The organism is Kitasatospora sp. NPDC092039, from assembly GCF_044756065.1.
Lineage (GTDB): Bacteria > Actinomycetota > Actinomycetes > Streptomycetales > Streptomycetaceae > Kitasatospora.
This window is the reverse complement of record NZ_JBIVSD010000008.1, coordinates 70,739-87,497: the sequence shown is the minus strand read 5'-3', so window position 1 is coordinate 87,497 and position 16,759 is coordinate 70,739. Positions and strand designations below refer to the sequence as shown.

The 16,759-nt window shown below is 74.8% G+C and carries 16 protein-coding genes; 5 read left to right on the top strand and 11 right to left on the bottom strand.

The features are described from left to right. Nucleotides 1–55: 55 nt before the first annotated feature. From ACIQI7_RS17785 to ACIQI7_RS17740, 10 genes are all read right to left on the bottom strand, one after another. Entirely contained in the window at nucleotides 56–1,312 is a 1,257-nt protein-coding gene (locus ACIQI7_RS17785) for a sensor histidine kinase (RefSeq protein WP_401111044.1), read from the bottom strand. Between the two features lie 2 nt (nucleotides 1,313–1,314). Continuing rightward, nucleotides 1,315–1,962 carry a two-component system response regulator CseB gene (cseB, locus tag ACIQI7_RS17780; RefSeq protein ID WP_401111039.1) on the bottom strand — a complete coding sequence of 216 codons (648 nt, stop codon included), beginning with the start codon at nucleotides 1,960–1,962 and terminating at the stop codon, nucleotides 1,315–1,317. A gap of 242 nt (nucleotides 1,963–2,204) precedes the next feature. Next, entirely contained in the window at nucleotides 2,205–2,846 is a 642-nt protein-coding gene (def, locus tag ACIQI7_RS17775; RefSeq protein ID WP_401110659.1) for a peptide deformylase, read from the bottom strand. Nucleotides 2,847–2,889: 43 nt separating this feature from the next. Further along, entirely contained in the window at nucleotides 2,890–3,882 is a 993-nt protein-coding gene (locus tag ACIQI7_RS17770) for a tetratricopeptide repeat protein (RefSeq protein ID WP_387750078.1), read from the bottom strand. 290 nt (nucleotides 3,883–4,172) lie between these two features. Beyond that, nucleotides 4,173–5,498 carry an HD-GYP domain-containing protein gene (locus tag ACIQI7_RS17765; RefSeq protein WP_401111036.1) on the bottom strand — a complete coding sequence of 442 codons (1,326 nt, stop codon included), beginning with the start codon at nucleotides 5,496–5,498 and terminating at the stop codon, nucleotides 4,173–4,175. Between the two features lie 164 nt (nucleotides 5,499–5,662). Then, nucleotides 5,663–7,096, bottom strand: a complete 1,434-nt coding sequence (locus ACIQI7_RS17760) for an HD-GYP domain-containing protein (protein WP_401110656.1) — start codon at nucleotides 7,094–7,096, stop codon at nucleotides 5,663–5,665. 406 nt (nucleotides 7,097–7,502) lie between these two features. After that, on the bottom strand, nucleotides 7,503–7,913 hold the full coding sequence (gene rsrA, locus ACIQI7_RS17755; RefSeq protein WP_401110654.1) for a mycothiol system anti-sigma-R factor: 411 nt from the start codon (nucleotides 7,911–7,913) through the stop codon (nucleotides 7,503–7,505). After that, a complete protein-coding gene (locus ACIQI7_RS17750; protein WP_387750071.1) occupies nucleotides 7,910–8,653 on the bottom strand; it encodes a sigma-70 family RNA polymerase sigma factor in 744 nt (247 codons plus the stop codon). The genes rsrA and ACIQI7_RS17750 overlap by 4 nt, the downstream gene beginning before the upstream one ends. Nucleotides 8,654–8,942: 289 nt before the next feature. Beyond that, a complete protein-coding gene (locus ACIQI7_RS17745) occupies nucleotides 8,943–9,581 on the bottom strand; it encodes an alpha/beta family hydrolase (RefSeq protein ID WP_401110651.1) in 639 nt (212 codons plus the stop codon). A gap of 70 nt (nucleotides 9,582–9,651) precedes the next feature. Beyond that, nucleotides 9,652–10,404: an SOS response-associated peptidase gene (locus ACIQI7_RS17740; RefSeq protein ID WP_401110648.1), complete on the bottom strand. Its 753-nt coding sequence runs from the start codon at nucleotides 10,402–10,404 to the stop codon at nucleotides 9,652–9,654. Between the two features lie 160 nt (nucleotides 10,405–10,564). Between ACIQI7_RS17740 and ACIQI7_RS17735 the strand changes: the two genes are divergently transcribed. The 5 genes from ACIQI7_RS17735 to hisN all read left to right on the top strand — a co-directional run bounded on the left by ACIQI7_RS17735 (nucleotide 10,565) and on the right by hisN (nucleotide 15,200). Beyond that, nucleotides 10,565–11,290: a M50 family metallopeptidase gene (locus tag ACIQI7_RS17735; protein WP_401110645.1), complete on the top strand. Its 726-nt coding sequence runs from the start codon at nucleotides 10,565–10,567 to the stop codon at nucleotides 11,288–11,290. 164 nt (nucleotides 11,291–11,454) lie between these two features. Continuing rightward, nucleotides 11,455–12,786 carry a 3-phosphoshikimate 1-carboxyvinyltransferase gene (gene aroA, locus ACIQI7_RS17730; RefSeq protein ID WP_401110642.1) on the top strand — a complete coding sequence of 444 codons (1,332 nt, stop codon included), beginning with the start codon at nucleotides 11,455–11,457 and terminating at the stop codon, nucleotides 12,784–12,786. Between the two features lie 15 nt (nucleotides 12,787–12,801). Further along, the gene (rsgA, locus tag ACIQI7_RS17725) at nucleotides 12,802–13,854 is read left to right on the top strand and encodes a ribosome small subunit-dependent GTPase A (RefSeq protein WP_401110639.1); all 1,053 of its coding nucleotides are present in this window, start codon (nucleotides 12,802–12,804) and stop codon (nucleotides 13,852–13,854) included. Nucleotides 13,855–13,982: 128 nt separating this feature from the next. After that, the gene (locus ACIQI7_RS17720; protein WP_387750055.1) at nucleotides 13,983–14,306 is read left to right on the top strand and encodes a DMT family transporter; all 324 of its coding nucleotides are present in this window, start codon (nucleotides 13,983–13,985) and stop codon (nucleotides 14,304–14,306) included. A gap of 96 nt (nucleotides 14,307–14,402) precedes the next feature. Further along, nucleotides 14,403–15,200 (top strand): histidinol-phosphatase, encoded by a 798-nt coding sequence (hisN, locus tag ACIQI7_RS17715; RefSeq protein ID WP_387750052.1) that lies wholly within the window; start codon nucleotides 14,403–14,405, stop codon nucleotides 15,198–15,200. Between the two features lie 67 nt (nucleotides 15,201–15,267). Here hisN and ACIQI7_RS17710 read toward each other — a convergent pair whose 3' ends face one another. Further along, a complete protein-coding gene (locus ACIQI7_RS17710; RefSeq protein ID WP_401110635.1) occupies nucleotides 15,268–16,743 on the bottom strand; it encodes a catalase in 1,476 nt (491 codons plus the stop codon). Nucleotides 16,744–16,759 lie beyond the last annotated feature (16 nt).

Sequence of the window (16,759 nt, the reverse complement as noted above, 5' to 3'; positions counted from 1 at the left end):
GCTCAGCGGCTCCCACCGCCCAGCCGCACCGGCCACCCGGCCGAACGGGCGCCGCTCAGTCCGGCAGCCGCAGCGTGGCCACCGCGCCACCGTCCGGCGCGTTGTCGAACCGCAGCTCGGCGCCGAGCAGCCGGGCCTGTCCCGCCGCGATGGTCAGCCCCAGCCCGTGGCCCGAGCCGCGCTCGGCGGCGCCGGTGTGGAAGCGGCGCGGGCCGTGGCGCAGCAGCTCGGCGGGGAAGCCGGGGCCGTGGTCGCGCACCACGACGGTACGGCCCTCGACGGTGACGCGTACGGGGGCGGCGCCGTGCCGGTGGGCGTTGAGGACGAGGTTGCCGACGATCCGCTCCAGCCGCCGCGGGTCGGTCTCCACCGGCAGGGGCTCCCCGACGCGGACCTCGGCCCCGGCCCCGGTGCGCGCCACCGCCTCCCGCACGACCTCCCCGAGCGGCACGCGGACGTGCACCGGCCGCTCCGCCCCGGCGTCCAGCCGGGAGACCTCCAGCAGGTCCTCGACCAGCCCCCGCAGGTCCCGCACCCGGCCCCGGATCAGGTCCTCGGTCTCCCCGGCCGGCAGCAGGTCGACGGCGGCCAGCAGCCCGCCGACCGGGGTGCGCAGCTCGTGCGCCACGTCGGCCGTGAACTGCCGTTCCGCGCGCAGCCGTCGGCCGAGGCTGTCGGCCATCGCGTCCACCGTCGCGGCGATCTCGGCCACCTCGTCGCCGCCCTTGGTGGGGCCGGTGCGGGCGTCGACGTCCCCGGCGGAGATCCGGCCCGCGGTCTCGGCGACCCGCCGCAGCCGGCGGGCGAGCAGCCCGGCCCCGTACCCGGCGAGCGGCACCGCCACCGCGAGCGCGAGCAGCGAGGCGACCGCCATCGCCACGTCCAGCCGGGGCAGGTTGGACAGCTCCGACGCCATGTTGACCCGTACGGCCAGCACCGGGCTGCCCGGCCCGCCGGTGCGCTGGGCGGCCCAGTAGCTCGGGCCGGCGCCGCCGTCGTAGGCGGTGTGCCGCTGGTCGTCGGCCGGGTGCCGCAGTCGCGCGGGCAGCTCGGCCGGGTCGAGTTCCGCGCCTTCGGACAGCGATCCGGTGCGCCGGTAGACGTCCATGGCGGCGTACACCGCGTTGAAGGCCCGCATCTCGGCCCGGGAGCGGATGTCCTGGTCGGTCCACAGGTGCACCAGCACCCCGACCGCCACCGCGACCAGGCAGGCGGTGGCGGCGGCCAGCGCGGCGATCTTCCAGCGCAGGGAGGTCCTGCGCGGTGGGGACGTGGGCGGTGGAGAGGTGGGCGGTGGAGAGGTGGGCGGCATGCTCACCGCCTGAGCTTGTAGCCGAAGCCGCGGACCGTCTCGATCCGCTCCCGGCCGAGCTTGCGGCGCAGCCGCTGCACGCACAGGTCAACGACCCGGCTGTCGCCGTCCCAGCCGTACTCCCAGACGTTGCGCAGCAGGGTGTGCCGCTCCAGCACCACCCCGGGGCGGGCGGCGAACTCCAGCAGCAGCTTGAGCTCGGTCGGGGTCAGCGCCACCGGCTCCCCGCCGACGGACACCTCCATGCCGGCGGTGTCTACGGTCAGGTCCCCGAAGACCAACACCTCCCCGCCGGCGGCCTCCTCCGGCGGGGCGGCGGTCGCGTACGTCGCCCGCCGCAGCAGCGAGCGGATCCGCGCCACCAGCACGTAGGTGTCCACCGGCTTGACCACGTAGTCGTCCGCCCCGGCCTCCAGACCGGCGACGACGTCGAGCCCGTCACCGCGCGCCGACATCATCAGCACCGGCACCAGGCTGCTCTCCCGGACCCTGCGGCACAGGCCGATCCCGTCCAGGCCGGGCAGCATCACGTCCAGGACCAGCAGGTCGAACGGCTCGTCCCGGAACAGCTCCAGCGCGGTGAGGCCGTCCGCCGCGGCGCGCAGCTCGTAGCCGTAGCGCTCCAGGGCGACGGTGAAGGAACGGCGCATCAGCTCGTCGTCCTCCACCAGCAACACGCGGACGGGGCGGGGGGAGGGCGCGGGCGAGGACACGGGGGAAGGCTCCGGTTCGTGGGGCGGCGGACACGGGAACGATACGGCAGACAGCGGACACGGCCGCTTCGCCGCCCAGGGTGACGGCAGGTCGAGCGCTCCCCGGTACACGACCGACACGAAAGGACGGGAGCCGGTCCGGGAATCCCCGGACCGGCCCCCCGACTGGCCTCGGCGGGTTACTCGTTCGGCACGGTCGCGTACTTCGGGGTGCCCTCGGCCATCTGCCGCAGGGCGTCCTTGCGGTCCCGCTTCGACAGCTTGTCGATGTAGAGGGTGCCGTAGAGGTGGTCGGTCTCGTGCTGGAGGCAGCGGGCGAAGAAGCCGGTGCCCTCGACCCGGATCGGCTTGCCGTCCTTGTCGACGCCGGTGACCGCGGCGAAGTCCGGGCGCGGCAGCTCGGCGTAGGCGCCGGGGACGGAGAGGCAGCCCTCGTTGCCGTCGTCCAGGCCGCGGCGGCGATCCGCCGGGTACTCCTCCAGCTTCGGGTTGATCACGTGGCCGATGTGGCGCACGCCCTCGTCGTCCGGGCAGTCGTAGACGAAGACCTTGAGGTCGACACCGATCTGGTTGGCGGCGAGGCCGACGCCCTCGGCGGCGTACATGGACTGGAACATGTCGTCGACCAGCGCGGACAGCTCGCCGTCGAACGCGGTGACGTCCTTGACCTCGCGGTGCAGCACCGGGTTGCCGACGACGGTGATCGGGCGCGCGGTGCCCTTGCCGAGGTCGGGCTCCTCACCGATCACCTTCACGGGCGTCTCGGGCGCCGCCCCCTCCACGTCGTGCTCGTGCTCGTGCTGCTCGGCCTGCTCCGCCATGTCTTCCGCTTCCGTCGGTGTACGCGTTACCTCACCAGGGTACTCAGCACACTTCTTCGAGATCCCGGTAAGCCCGGCTCGCCGGGGCGGCCGCGACCCAGCGGTCCAGCAGGGTGCGCACCAGGTGGGCCGGCGCGGCGATCCCGCACTCGCGCTCGACCAGCCAGGACATCCCGGCCGCGCCGCCCTGGCTGAGGTGGCTGAGGTGGCCGGGGTGGGCGGCGTCGCCGTCGTCGTGCGGGTCGTGGTGGGCGGCGACGCCGTCGTCGGAGGCCATCCGGCTCTCCGAGCAGGCCCGGCACAGCAGCCGCACCGAGGACGTCCAGTCCTCGGCCGCGTAGCCGGCGTCGGCGACCAGCCGCTCCAGCGCGTCCCGGTCCCCGGCGGTGGCGGCCTGCAGCAGCACCACGTAGGTCGGCACCGGGGACGGCGCCCACAGCTCGATCTCGTCGAACACCGGGTAGGCGACGCCGTCGGTGACCCGCTCGCCGTGCGGGGCGCCGTCGTGCAGCACCACCTCGCCCCAGCGGCGGCCGGAGGACGGCAGCGGGATGGACAGCACCTCGATCCGGGCCGGGTCCAGCCGGCGGCCCCAGACCACCTCGGACTCGCCGTCCGGGGAGAGCCGCACCGGGGTGGTGCCGAGGTCCAGGCTGACCGGGCCGTCCTGCTGCCCGCCGGGGCCGCCGGGCAGCTTCAGCCCGTACGCCTGCCAGGCGCGACGGGCCAGCGGCCAGTCCTGGAGGGCGGTGGCGGTGATGCCGAGGTTCCACCAGTCCGGGGCGCCGTGCTCGCGGTCCAGCAGGGCGACGGCGCGCAGGCCGGCCGAGCGGGCCTGCTCCCAGTCCCGGCGGAACTTGTGCAGCAGGGCGAGGTTGAACCAGGAGTCGGAGAGCCACGGCTCCAGGTCGGCGGCCATCACCAGCAGCGCGCCGGCGTCCTCGTAGCGGCCGTCGCCGATCAGCGTGAAGGCCCGGTCGGTCGTCTGCCGCCAGGTGGCGGACGGCCGGTGCCGTGCCCGGTGGAAGATCCTCACGTTCGTCCCTGCCGTCGTCGTCCGCTCAAGTCCCGTGCCACCGTGCCCGTACCGCCTCGGACGGCGTGCGGGCCCGGTGCCCCGGGTCGGTGTTCCACGCTACGACCGCATCCAACCACGCCCGCCCCCGCCCGCGCTCCCCACCGCCGAGGTTGGGGCCCGCCCCTCCCCAGCCTGCCTGCCCGATCCCGCCCGCTCAACCCCTGGGGCCCGCGGCCCGGTTCCCCGGGGCCCGCGGCGGCGGCGGACGGCCCGGGCCCCGCGGGCCCCACGCGCCCCCGGACCGCCCCTCAGCGCCGGGCCTGCCCGCCCACCCGGACCAGGGCGTCCACCACGCGGGCGTCGTAGACCCGGCCGCGGCCCAGCCGCAGCGCCTCCAGCGCCTCCAGCCGTCCGACCGCCTCCCCGACGCCCCGGCCACGGGCCGCCGTGAGCAGGTCGTCGTGGGCGTTGGCGACCCGGATGATCCGGGACGCGAGCGGCACCGGCCCCTCGGCGGCCGGCCCGGTGCACGGGTCGGCCAGCCGGGCGACCTGCTCGGCGACCTGCCGGGGCACCCCGGTGCGGCTGATCACCTCGCTGCCGAGCCGGGCGATCCGCTGCTGCTCGGCGCGGGGCAGCAGCGCGGTGGCGCCGTCCGGCACCGGTTCGACCAGGGACAGCTGGCCGACGTCGTGCATCAGCGCGGCGTACTCCAACAGGGCGAGCTCGCGGGTGCCCAGACCCAGCTCGCGGCCCAGCGCGCACGCCGTGTCCGCGACCCTGCGCGCGTGCCCGTGCGGGGTGTAGCCGGCCACCTCGGTGGCCCGGGCGAGGCTGGCGATGGTCTGCCCGGTGGTGGCCCGCACGGCGGCGGCGCGCCGGAAGGACACCTGGGCGAGCAGCAGCGGGCTGCAGAACAGCGGCAGCGCCCAGAGCCCCACCTCGCCGGCCGCGAGGCTGACCAGCATCCCGGTGGCGACGATCGCCGAGCCGATGCCGAACAGCGAGCGCAGCTCGTCCTCCAGCGCCGCCGGGAACCGCGGTCCGCCGCCGGAGCGGCGCAGCAGCGCCGCCAGGGTGGCGTCGCAGAGCGCGGCCAGCGCGGCGACGGTGGTCAGGAACGCCCCGTACGCCGGGCCCGCGGGCGAGAAGCGGTCGACCGTGCCGCCGTTGTAGAGCGGCTGGAAGACGGCGGCGGCGAAGCCGACGGCGAGCAGCCGGCGGGCGGCGCCGTCGCGGCGGGCCGGGTCGGCCCAGGCCGGACGGCGGTCCGGGCGCCCGGGGCCGTCCGGCAGGACGCGGCGCGGCAGGACGAGGCCCGCCAGCCAGGCCAGCACAAGGCCGGTCCCGGTCACCGCGACCACCTGGAGCGTGCCGTGCGCGGTCGGCACCCCGCGCAGCGGCCCGAGCAGGGCGTACGCCAGCGCGCCGGCCGCGCCGATGGGCGCCTGCTCCCGATCCCCCGGAAGGGTGATCCGGACGCACTCGCCGAGCGCGATCAGGGTGGTGAACGCCAGCGCCACCCCGGGCTCGGCGACCCCGCGCACCGCGACCGCGCCCAGCGCGAGCGCCAGCAGGGCGGCGGCCGCCGCGTGCACGGCGCGCGCGGTGCGTCCGCAGGGCGCGCGGCCCAGGATCGCGCGCTGCAGCACCCGGGGCGCGAGCGCCCCGGACCCGGGCACCGCCCGCCCGGGGGCGGCACCGGCGGCCGCCCGGTCGACCGCCCGACCGGCGGCCCGACGCCCGTCGGCCGAGCACCCGAGGCCCTGACGTCCCCGGGCCGCGCGCCCGGGGGGCCTCACGGCTGCCCGGCCGCGGGAACGTTCCCGCCCTGGGTCGGCACCCGGCCCGGCGCCGCCCGGACCGGCTCGGGCACCCCGAGCGGGATGTCCGGCACCGCCTGGATGCAGTCCTCGGGGTGCACCACCGGCTGCCAGTCGTGCCCGGCCAGCGCGTCGATCAGCGCCCGCACCATCACCGGGTCGAACTGGCTGCCCGAGCAGCGCTCCAGCTCCGCGACCGCCTCGCCGACCGGGCGCCCGCGCCGGTAGGAGCGGGTGGAGGTCATCGAGTCGAAGGCGTCGGCGACCGAGATGATCCGGGCGAACTCGGGGATCTGCTCGCCGGCCAGCCCGCTCGGGTAGCCCCGGCCGTCCATCCGCTCGTGATGGTGCAGGATCCCGGCGTGGGCCTCGCCGAGGAAGTCGATCCCGCGCACCAGCTCGTACCCGTACACGGGGTGGATCTCCACCGCCCGGCGCTCCTCCTCGGTGAGGGGACCGTTTCTGCGCAGCAGCTCGGTGGCCACCCCGAGCTTGCCGACGTCGTGCAGGATGCCGGCGAAGCGCAGGGTGCGCAGCCGCTCGTCCTCCATGCCGAGCTGAGTGGCGATCAGCACCGACGCCCGCCCGACCCGCTCGCTGTGGCCCCGGGTGTAGGAGTCCTTGATCTCCACGGCCTGCACCAGCGACTGCACGGTGGCCTGGTGGGCGTCCCGCTCGCGCTGGCCCTGGGCGAACACCCAGGCCGAGATGGACAGCGGCAGCAGCGTGAGCAGCGCCGCGAACGCGCCGTACGGGCCCTGCCAGAGCACCGCGACCATCAGCCCGCCGGCCGCGTGCACCAGCACCGGAAGTCCGCACGCCGAGTGCGCCCCGCGCAGCAGCACCCTGGGCCGGCGGCCCTCGCTGAGCACCAGCATCGCGCCCACCACCGCCCCGTTGACCAGGCAGAACACCGCGACGGCGGCGATTCCGGGCAGCAGCGCGGCCGGGAAGCGGGAGCCGAGCAGCAGCTGCGGGCCGTGCAGCAGGTGGAAGGCGGCCGAGGAGGCGAAGGCGCACAGCGCGAGCTGGGAGCCGTTGAACAGCTGGCGCGGGCGGCAGCCGGGCCCGCTCGGCCCGCCGAGCAGCGCGGCCGGGACGGCGACCAGGGCGGCGGCGGCCGGCGGGAGCATCAGCACCCCGGCGAACAGCACCGGGAAGAAGGCGTGGACCCCGGGCCGGGCGGGCGCGCGCTCGGGCGGCGCCGGCCGGCGCAGCAGCCGGCGCAGCAGCCGGCGCACCAGCACCAGGCAGGGCGTGGGCAGGCCCTGGGCCAGGGACTCCCAGCAGCCGTGCAGGAAGGCCAGCAGCCCGGCCTTGGGCCAGTCCACCGGCGCGCCGAGCCAGTGCGGCACCCCGGGGGCGGCCGCGGCCGGCAGCAGCGGCACCAGGCAGCACAGTGCCGCCACCGGGACGGCCACCAGGTAGCGCGCCGCCCCCCGCGGCAGGGTCGGTCCTCCACAGTCGGTAGCGATCTCGACCTCCCCGCCGTACGGACCCCGTGTTGCCTCGACACGTCGGGCGGACCGACGGTGAGTGTCCGTCAGGAGAATAGGCCGCCGCCCCCCGCATGGGGACGCATGATGGCGCAACGGCGCAGTTGGCGCACCGCCAACTCACTCGATCGAGTGAGGGCGCATCCGGGCGGAACGGCAGCGGCCCCGGGAGCTCGCACTCCCGGGGCCGCGGCCCTCCTTGCCCGAACCGTCCGACCCGCCCTCACCGGCGGGCCGACGGACCACCGCGCCCGGCGGTCGGCCACCCGGCCGACCACCGTACGGACGTTCGCCGCACGGACGTTCGCCCGACGGGCTGTCACTCCACCTGGGCGCCGGCCTCGACCGGAGCGCCGGAACGCCCGGCCGGCTTCGCCTCCGCGGCCCCGCCCGGCTCGGGCGCCGGCCGGGCCGACTCGGCGTGCAGCTCGACGGTGGTCTCCACCGCGACCACCACCTGCTCGCCCGAACGCTGCCCGGCCCGGATCGAGTCGATCCTGGCCAGCACCTTGCTCCGCAGGTCGGTCGGGGTGTCGTCGCACCCGCAGGAGCGCTTGATCAGCGCCTTGATCGCCTGCTCCAGCCCGTACTGCTTCAGGCAGGGCGAGCACTCCTCGAAGTGCACCCGCAACTTCGCGCAGTCGCCCTCGGGCATCTCGTTGTCGAGGAATTCATAGAGGTGGTCGAGGACCTCGCCACACTCGGTTTCGTGCGGATCGCCGCAGCTCATGAGCCCGAGCCCTTCGCTTCCTGCCCTGCCCCGCTGCCGGCCGGGACCAGCCCGCGCTCACGGGCGTAATCCTCCAGCATGCCGCGCAGCTGACGGCGGCCGCGGTGCAGCCGGGACATCACCGTACCGATGGGAGTACCCATGATGTCCGCGATCTCCTTGTACGCAAAGCCTTCTACGTCCGCGAGATAGACGGCGATCCGGAATTCCTCCGGGATGGCCTGGAGCGCGTCCTTCACATCGCTGTCGGGGAGGTGGTCGAGCGCCTGGGTCTCGGCCGAGCGTAGACCGGTCGACATGTGCGACTCGGCCCGGGCCAGCTGCCAGTCCTCGATCTCCTCCGCCGCGGTGCGCTGGGGCTCCCGCTGCTTCTTGCGGTACGAGTTGATGAACGTGTTGGTGAGGATGCGGTACAGCCAGGCCTTGAGGTTCGTGCCCTCACGGAACTGGTGGAAGGACGCGTACGCCTTGGCGAACGCCTCCTGGAGCAGGTCCTCCGCGTCGGCGGGGTTGCGCGTCATGCGCAGCGCCGCCGAGTACATCGGATCCAGGTAGCCCAGGGCGTCGCGCTCGAAGCGCTCCCGCCGGGCCTCCTCGCTCTCCTCCGCCGACACCCGGTAGGTGTCCTCACCGATCGCCTCGGCCAGCTCCTCACCGGTGAGCGCCTCGCCCGCAGGCAGGGCCTCGTCCGGGCCACGGCCCGGCTCGGCCTCGTGCTCGGTCCCGACGACCGGACCCACCTCCTCGGCATGACGGGTACGGCCCACGGCGGGCCGCCCAGAAATGGAGGATATCGGGCTGACGGGCTTCTCGCCCGCGTCAAGCCACTCCGACCAGGAGGGTGCGAACGCCGTGGTGGCCTCGCGCTCCTCAGGCCGTTCCGGGCACGCGATCGAACCCATCTGCCCTGCCTCTCACCGGTGACTCCTGCTGACGGAGACGACAACCACGCCGGCCCCGCCCGCATTCCCGGTCGCACCGGGCATTCACTCGCACGAGTGATCGAGTGGAAACTCCCCGCTCACGGCCTCACAGCAGCCCCAGCACCCAGTCCCCCACCGACGAACAGATCAGGTCCAGCACCTCCTGCTGACCGACCGGCGCCCGCTTCGGCACCTCGAAGCCGTGGCTGCCGTACGGCACCGCCACCAGCTCGTGCCCGGCCGGCAGCCCGGGGAACTCCGCCGGCCCGCCGAACGGGTCCGCCGCGCTCTGCACCACCAGCGTCGGCAGCCCGGACTCCAGCAGCTCCCCGGCCCGGCTCTTCTCCGGCTTGCCCGGCGGGTGCAGCGGGAACGCCAGCGCCACCACCCCGACCGCCCCGGTCGCCGCGCCCGTCCGGCAGGCCACCCGCGCCCCGGCGCTGCGCCCGCCCACCACCAGCGGCAGCCCCTGCCCGGCCAGCCGCTCCGCCACCGGCCGCCAGCCGAGGTCCAGCGTCCTCGGCGCCGGGGCGAGCCTGCGGCCCGCCACCCGCCAGGGCTGCTCGACCAGCGCCACGGTGATCCCCCGGGCCGGCAGCCGCCCGGCCAGCGCCACCAGGTCCCGGGCCTCGATCCCGCCGCCCGCACCGTGGCCGAGCGCCAGCACGGCCCGCGGCCGCGCGGCCCGGTGGTAGCTGACCCGGGCCTCCCCGGCCTCGGTGGGGACCAGTTCGGTGGTGCTCATCGCGGTGACTCCAGGGGTGTGCACAACAGATCGGAACAGTTCAGGACCGGTCGGGACAGGCCGGGTGGGGTCAGAACAGGGTGGTCTCGTACTCGGCCTCGGCCCACGGCTCCTTGAGCTCCGGGCCGTTGTTGCGGATGCTGCCGACCGCCGGCGACACCGGGGTGGCCAGCAGCGCGCCCGGCCGCGGGGGTGTCAGCAGCCGGCGCAGCGCGTCCGGGTCGGTCAGCCGCGGGTCCAGCCACTCGTCCCAGTCCTGCCGGTCCAGGAACAGCGGCATCCGCTCGTGGATCGGCGCCAGCGCCTCCTCGGCGTCCGTGGTGACGATGGTGAACGTCACCAGCCAGGCCTCCGGGTGCCCCGGCGGCACCGCCCGGTTGCGCCAGAACTCGTACAGCCCGGCCAGCGCCAGCGGGGTGCCGTCCGCCCGGGAGACGAAGTACGGCTTCTTGCGCGCCTTGCCGCGCTCCCCCGGCACCGTCTGCCACTCGTAGTAGCCGTCCACCGGCAGGATGCACCGGCGCGCGGCGAAGGCCTGCCGGTACGAGGGCTTCTCGTGCACCGTGTCCGACCGGGCGTTGATCATCTTCACCGCCGTCTCGGCGGAGTTCGACCACTGCGGCACCAGCCCCCAGCGCAGCACCCGCAGCTGCCGCAGCGGCCGCGGCCGCTCCCGGCCCAGCCGCTCCAGCACCACGAAGGCGCTGTTGGTCGGCGCGACGTTCCAGTTCGGGTCCAGGGTCTCCGTGGGATCCCAGTGCTCGACGTCGAACAGCTCGACGACGTCCTCGGGCTTGCTGCTGGCTGCGAACCGACCGCACATGCGGGCCAGCTTGCCATGCCGCCGGTGTGCCGGACCCGTCCGTCCGGATCAGAACCTCCCGCCCCCTCCCGCCCCCTCCCGCCCGTCCCCCGCATGGGAGGCTGCCCCGAACGGCCCAACGCGACGGCCCAGTGCGGCGGACGGAGGCGGGAAGACACCGATGAACGCGAACCACCACACCTTCGGCGACCTGTGGAACCAGGTGACCGGCACCCAGACCGCCCCACCCGGCTGGCTGGTCCTGGCCACCGGCGCCGCCGCCCTGCTCACCGTCCTGGCCCGGCCGCTCTGGCACGTCGCGCGCAACGCCGTGACCATCGCCCACGAGGGCGGCCACGGCCTGGTCGCCCTGGCCACCGGCCGCAAGCTGGCCGGCATCCGGCTGCACTCCGACACCTCCGGGATCACCCTCTCCTACGGGCGCCCCACCGGCCCCGGCATGGTCCTCACCGCCGCCGCCGGCTACACCGCCCCCGCCCTGCTCGGCCTCGGCTGCGCCGCCCTGCTCGCCGCCGACCGGATCACCCTGCTGCTCTGGCTGGCGATCGTGCTGCTGCTCGCCCTGCTGCTGCGCATCCGCAACGCCTTCGGCTTCCTCACCGTGCTGGTCGCCGGCGGCGCCTTCTTCCTGGTCTCCTGGTTCGGCAGCGCCGAGGTCCAGGCCGGCTTCGCCTACCTCGGCTGCTGGTTCCTGCTCCTCGGCGCCGTCCGCCCCGTCCTGGAGCTCCAGCACCAGCGCCGGATCGGCTGGGCCCGCGACTCCGACGCCGACCAGCTCGCCCGCCTCACCCACGTCCCCGCCCTCGCCTGGGTCACCGTCTTCCTGCTCGTCGCCCTCGCCTGCCTCGCCCTCGGCGCCGCCTGGCTGCTCCAGCCGCTCTCCTGACCCGGCCCGCCGGAGGAACGGCCGGCCCGGCACGAGCGCCGGAGCGCCGACCGTCGGCGCCGGGTCCGAGAACCCGGAGGCGAGCGGGCGAGCCCCGCCCCGAGCTGCGATCGGGCGAGCGGGCGAGTCACGTTCCGTTCCCGTACGGCCCCTAGACTTGCCCCATGACCGAGACCCTGTGGCCCGCCCCCGTCGCGACCAGCCCCGTCGACGCCACCGTCACCATCCCCGGCTCCAAGTCGGTCACCAACCGGGCCCTGGTGCTGGCGGCACTCGCCGACGGGCCGGGCTGGGTGCGCCGCCCGCTGCGCAGCCGCGACTCCCAGCTGATGGCCGACGGCCTGCGCGCCCTCGGGGTCACCATCGAGGAGAAGGTCAACAACGACTCCGGCGGCACCGGCGGCGGCGAGGCCTGGCGGGTCATCCCCGCCCCCGCGCTGCTCGGCCCCGCCTCGGTCGACGTCGGCAACGCCGGCACCGTGATGCGCTTCCTGCCCCCGCTCGCCGTCCTCGCCGACGGCCCGGTGCACTTCGACGGCGACCCGCGCTGCTACGAGCGCCCCCAGCACGGCGTGATCGACGCCCTGCGCGCGCTCGGCGCCCGGATCGAGGACGGCGGCCGCGGCGCCTTCCCGCTCACCGTGCACGGCACCGGCTCGCTGGACGGCGGCCCGGTCGAGCTGGACGCCTCCTCGTCGTCCCAGTTCGTCTCCGCCCTGCTGCTCTCCGGCGCCCGCTACAACCACGGCATCGAGGTCCGCCACGTCGGCGGCCCGGTCCCGTCGCTGCCGCACATCCGGATGACCGTCGAGATGCTGCGCCTCGCCGGCGCCCAGGTCGACGCCCCCGAGGACGGCGGCGAGAGGGACGTCTGGCGGGTCACCCCCGGCGCCCTGATCGGCCGCGACCTGGTGGTCGAGCCGGACCTCTCCAACGCCGCGCCGTTCTTCGCCGCCGCCCTCGTGACCGGCGGCCGGGTCACCGTGCGGGACTGGCCCCGGCACACCACCCAGCCCGGTGACCAGCTGCGCGAGATCTACACCCGGATGGGTGGCGCCTGCGAGTTCACCGACGAGGGCCTCCAGTTCACCGGCACCGGCCGGATCCACGGCATCGAGGCGGACCTGCACGACGTCGGCGAGCTCACCCCGGTGATCGCCGCCGTCGCCGCGCTGGCCGACTCCGAGTCCCACCTGTACGGCATCGCCCACCTGCGCCTGCACGAGACCGACCGGCTCGCCGCGCTCGCCAAGGAGATCAACGACCTGGGCGGCGACGTCACCGAGACCGAGGACGGCCTGCGGATCCGCCCCCGCCCGCTGCGGGGCGGCACCTTCCACACCTACGAGGACCACCGCCTCGCCACCGCCGCGGCCGTGCTCGGCCTCGCCGTGCCGGGCGTGGAGGTCGAGAACGTGGCCACCACCGCCAAGACCCTCCCGGACTTCCCCGGGATGTGGGCCGAACTGCTCGGCGAAGCGGCGGCGGACCTCTGAGCGGAGACTGAGCACATGCGCCGCTACGGCAAGGACGCCGACGAGGACGACATCCGCAACCGCCCGGCCCGCCGGGGCTCCCGGCCGCGGACCAGGATCCGGCCCAAGCACGAGGACGCGGCCGAGGCGATGGTGCTGACCGTCGACCGCGGCCGGATCACCTGCCTGGTCGACCCGGGGACGAAGCAGGAGCGCGAGGTCGTCGCCATGAAGGCCCGCGAGCTGGGCCGCAAGGGCGTCGTCGTCGGCGACGTGGTCAACCTGGTCGGCGACCTCTCCGGGGACGCCGACACCCTGGCCCGGATCGTCCGGGTCGAGGAGCGCAGCTCGGTGCTGCGGCGCACCGCGGACGACGACGACCCGTACGAGCGGATCGTGGTCGCCAACGCCGAGCAGCTGGCCATCGTCACCGCCCTGGCGGACCCGGAGCCGCGGCCCCGGCTGATCGACCGCTGCCTGGTGGCGGCCTACGACGCGGGCATGGAGCCGCTGCTGGTGCTCACCAAGTCGGACCTCGCCCCGGCCTCGTCGCTGCTGGACTCCTACGCCCCGCTGGGCATCACCTACGTGGTCACCCGCCGCGACGAGCTGGAGACCACCGGCGCCGAGGCCGTCCGCGCGCACCTGCGCGGCCTGTCCACGGTGTTCATCGGCCACTCCGGCGTCGGCAAGACCACCCTGGTCAACGCACTGGTCCCGGACCGCCAGCGGCAGACCGGGCGGGTCAACGCGGTCACCGGCCGCGGCCGGCACACCACCGTCTCCGCCCTGGCGCTGCGGCTGCCGCCGCCGCCCGGCGCCAAGCCGGGCTCGAAGAAGGCGCTGGATCCCGGCTGGGTGATCGACACCCCCGGCTTCCGGTCCTTCGGCCTCTCGCACATCGACCCGTCCCGGGTCATCCACGCCTTCCCCGACCTGGAGCCCGGCACCGTCGACTGCCCGCGCGCGTGCAGCCACGACGAGCCGGACTGCGCGCTGGACGCCTGGGTCGAGGACGGCCACGCCGAGGCCGCCCGGCTCTACTCGCTGCGCCGGCTGCTGGCCAGCAAGGAGGGCGAGGCCGACTGAGCCCGCGGGCGCCGCGCCCCTCCCCGGGGTTGGTGGCCCGTTCGAGGTGTCGGAGCGGCCCCACCTGGTGATCATAGGAAGGTCGGCCCGTCCCCGGCCCGACCGTCGATCGACAGGGAGGGCACGCGATGGCATGGGCCCTGGTGGTCCTGGCCGGCCTGCTGGAGACCGGCTTCGCGATCAACCTCAAGCTCAGCGAGGGCTTCACCAAGCTCTGGCCCACCATCAGCTTCTGCGTGTTCGCCCTCGGCAGCTTCGGCCTGCTCACCCTCTCCCTGAAGAGCCTGCCGGTCGGCCCCGCCTACGCGGTGTGGACGGGCATCGGCGCGGCCGGCACCGCGATCTACGGCATGTTCTTCCTGAACGAGAGCAGTTCGGTGCTCAAGCTGGTCTCGATCTCGCTGGTGATCGCCGGCGTCATCGGCCTCCAGCTCAGCGGCACGGCGCACTGAGCGGCACCGCGCCGGGCGTCCGCGCGCCGCACCCGGTCCGCCCCGCTCCGCGAGCCCGGCTGTGCCGATCGGAGGAGGCTCGCTAGGGTTTCCGGCATGGCCGACTACCACGACGACCTCCGACTCGCCCATGTCCTCGCCGACTCGGCCGACTCGGTCACCCTGGAGCGCTTCCGCGCCCTCGACCTGAAGATCGAGACCAAGCCCGACCTCACCCCGGTGAGCGACGCCGACAAGGCCGCCGAGGAGCTGGTGCGCGGCGTGCTGCAGCGCGCCCGCCCGCGCGACGCCGTCCTCGGCGAGGAGTTCGGTCTCCAGGGCTCGGGTCCGCGCCGCTGGGTGATCGACCCGATCGACGGCACCAAGAACTACATCCGCGGCGTCCCGGTCTGGGCCACCCTGATCGCCCTGCTGGAGGACGGCCCGGACGGCGTCGAGCGCCCGGTGGTCGGCATCGTGTCCGCCCCCGCGCTGCAGCGCCGCTGGTGGGCCGCCAAGGGCCTGGGCGCGTTCGGCGGCCGCAGCCTGGCCAAGGCCTCCCGGCTGCACGTCTCCGGCGTCTCCCGGATCGAGGACGCGTCCTTCTCGTACTCCTCGCTCACCGGCTGGGAGGAGCGCGGGCGCCTCGACCCGTTCCTGGACCTCACCCGCGCCTGCTGGCGCACCCGCGCCTACGGCGACTTCTGGTCCTACATGATGGTCGCCGAGGGCGCCGTCGACATCGCCGCCGAGCCCGAGCTGTCGCTGTGGGACATGGCGGCCAACTGCATCATCGTGGAGGAGGCCGGCGGCCGCTTCACCGGCCTGGACGGTGTCCCCGGCCCGGGCGGCGCCGACGCCGTCGCCTCCAACGGCCTGCTACACGAGGAGGCCCTGCGCCGGCTCTCGGTCTGAGAGCCGGCGCGGCCCCCGTGACCGGTGGGAGCCGGTCACGGGGGCCGCCGTCCTCCGGCCCGACGGACTACTGCTTGCGCAGCTCCCGGACCGCCGCGTCCAGCCGCTGCCCGAAGTCGGCGTCGGCCTTGCGGAAGTTGTCGACCGCCCGCTCCACGATGTCCTCGCGGTCGGCGGAGACCTTGGCGATGAAGCCCGACAGGTTGGCGATCAGCCGCTGCTTCTCCTCCTCGGAGAACAGCCGGTACAGGGCGCCGGCCTGCACGAAGTCGTCGTCCTCGGCGTGCGAGGGCGCGACGTGGTTGCCGGTGGTGCCGTCGACGGCGGTCGCGGCCCACAGCGGGCGGCCGGTCTGCACCGGCCCGCCGAAGCTGTTCGGCTCGTAGTTCTTCTGCCGGCCGTGGCGGCCGTCGTACAGGTGGCCGTCCCGGCCGTTGGTGCGGGCCTCGGTGGCGTGCGGGCGGTTCACCGGCAGGTGGTCGGCGTTGATGCCGACCCGGTAGCGGTGGGCGTCGGCGTACGCGAACAGGCGGCCCTGGAGCATCTTGTCCGGGGACGGGCCGATGCCGGGCACGAAGTGCGCCGGGGAGAACACCGACTGCTCGACCTCGGCGAAGACGTTGTCGGGGTTGCGGTTGAGCTCCAGCTTCCCGATCTCGATCGGCGGGTAGTCGGCGTGCGGCCAGACCTTGGTCAGGTCGAAGGGGTTGAAGCGGTAGTTCGCCGCGTCGGCCGCCGGCATGATCTGGACCTGCACCGTCCAGCTGGGGAACTCGCCGCGCTCGATCGACTGGCGCAGGTCGCGCTGGTGGCTGTCCGGGTCCTCGCCGGCGAGGGCGTTGGCCTCGGCCTGGGTGAGGTTGCGGATGCCCTGGTCGGTCTTGAAGTGGTACTTGACCCAGAAGTGCTCGCCGGCCTCGTTCTGCCACTGGTAGGTGTGCGAGCCGTAGCCGTTCATGTGCCGGTACGAGGCCGGGATGCCGCGGTCGCCGAACAGCCAGGTCACCTGGTGGGTGGCCTCGGGCGACAGGCCCCAGAAGTCCCAGACGTTGTCCGCCTCCTGCGAGCCGGTGTACGGGTCCCGCTTCTGGGTGTGGATGAAGTCGGGGAACTTGACGGCGTCCTTGATGAAGAACACCGGGGTGTTGTTGCCGACGAGGTCGTAGTTGCCCTCCTCGGTGTAGAACTTCAGCGCGAAGCCGCGCGGGTCGCGCACCGCGTCGGCCGCGCCGAGGTTGCCCGCCACGGTGGAGAAGCGCAGGAAGACCTCGGTCTGCTTGCCGACCCCGGACAGGAACGCCGCCCGGGTCCAGGGCGTCACGTCGGCGGTCACGGTGAAGGTGCCGTACGCGCCGGCGCCGCGGGCGTGCACCACGCGCTCCGGGATCCGCTCGCGGTTGAAGTGCGCGAGCTTCTCGAACAGGAGCTGGTCCTGGATGAGCGCGGGGCCCCCGACGCCCGCCGTCTCGGTGTTCTGGTTGTCGGCGACGGGGGCACCCGCCTCCGTGGTCAGGGTCGGGCGCAGCTCGTCCTGGGTCGTCATGGGAGTGCCTCCGCGG

What these genes read in the sequence shown, in the direction of transcription:
- ACIQI7_RS17785 (WP_401111044.1), bottom strand. Translation starts at nt 1,312, where the DNA reads ATGCCGCCCACCTCTCCACCGCCCACCTCTCCACCGCCCACGTCCCCA.
- cseB (WP_401111039.1), bottom strand. Translation starts at nt 1,962, where the DNA reads ATGCGCCGTTCCTTCACCGTCGCCCTGGAGCGCTACGGCTACGAGCTG.
- def (WP_401110659.1), bottom strand. Translation starts at nt 2,846, where the DNA reads ATGGCGGAGCAGGCCGAGCAGCACGAGCACGAGCACGACGTGGAGGGG.
- rsrA (WP_401110654.1), bottom strand. Translation starts at nt 7,913, where the DNA reads ATGAGCTGCGGCGATCCGCACGAAACCGAGTGTGGCGAGGTCCTCGAC.
- ACIQI7_RS17745 (WP_401110651.1), bottom strand. Translation starts at nt 9,581, where the DNA reads ATGAGCACCACCGAACTGGTCCCCACCGAGGCCGGGGAGGCCCGGGTC.
- ACIQI7_RS17740 (WP_401110648.1), bottom strand. Translation starts at nt 10,404, where the DNA reads ATGTGCGGTCGGTTCGCAGCCAGCAGCAAGCCCGAGGACGTCGTCGAG.
- ACIQI7_RS17735 (WP_401110645.1), top strand. Translation starts at nt 10,565, where the DNA reads ATGAACGCGAACCACCACACCTTCGGCGACCTGTGGAACCAGGTGACC.
- aroA (WP_401110642.1), top strand. Translation starts at nt 11,455, where the DNA reads ATGACCGAGACCCTGTGGCCCGCCCCCGTCGCGACCAGCCCCGTCGAC.
- rsgA (WP_401110639.1), top strand. Translation starts at nt 12,802, where the DNA reads ATGCGCCGCTACGGCAAGGACGCCGACGAGGACGACATCCGCAACCGC.
- ACIQI7_RS17720 (WP_387750055.1), top strand. Translation starts at nt 13,983, where the DNA reads ATGGCATGGGCCCTGGTGGTCCTGGCCGGCCTGCTGGAGACCGGCTTC.
- hisN (WP_387750052.1), top strand. Translation starts at nt 14,403, where the DNA reads ATGGCCGACTACCACGACGACCTCCGACTCGCCCATGTCCTCGCCGAC.
- ACIQI7_RS17710 (WP_401110635.1), bottom strand. Translation starts at nt 16,743, where the DNA reads ATGACGACCCAGGACGAGCTGCGCCCGACCCTGACCACGGAGGCGGGT.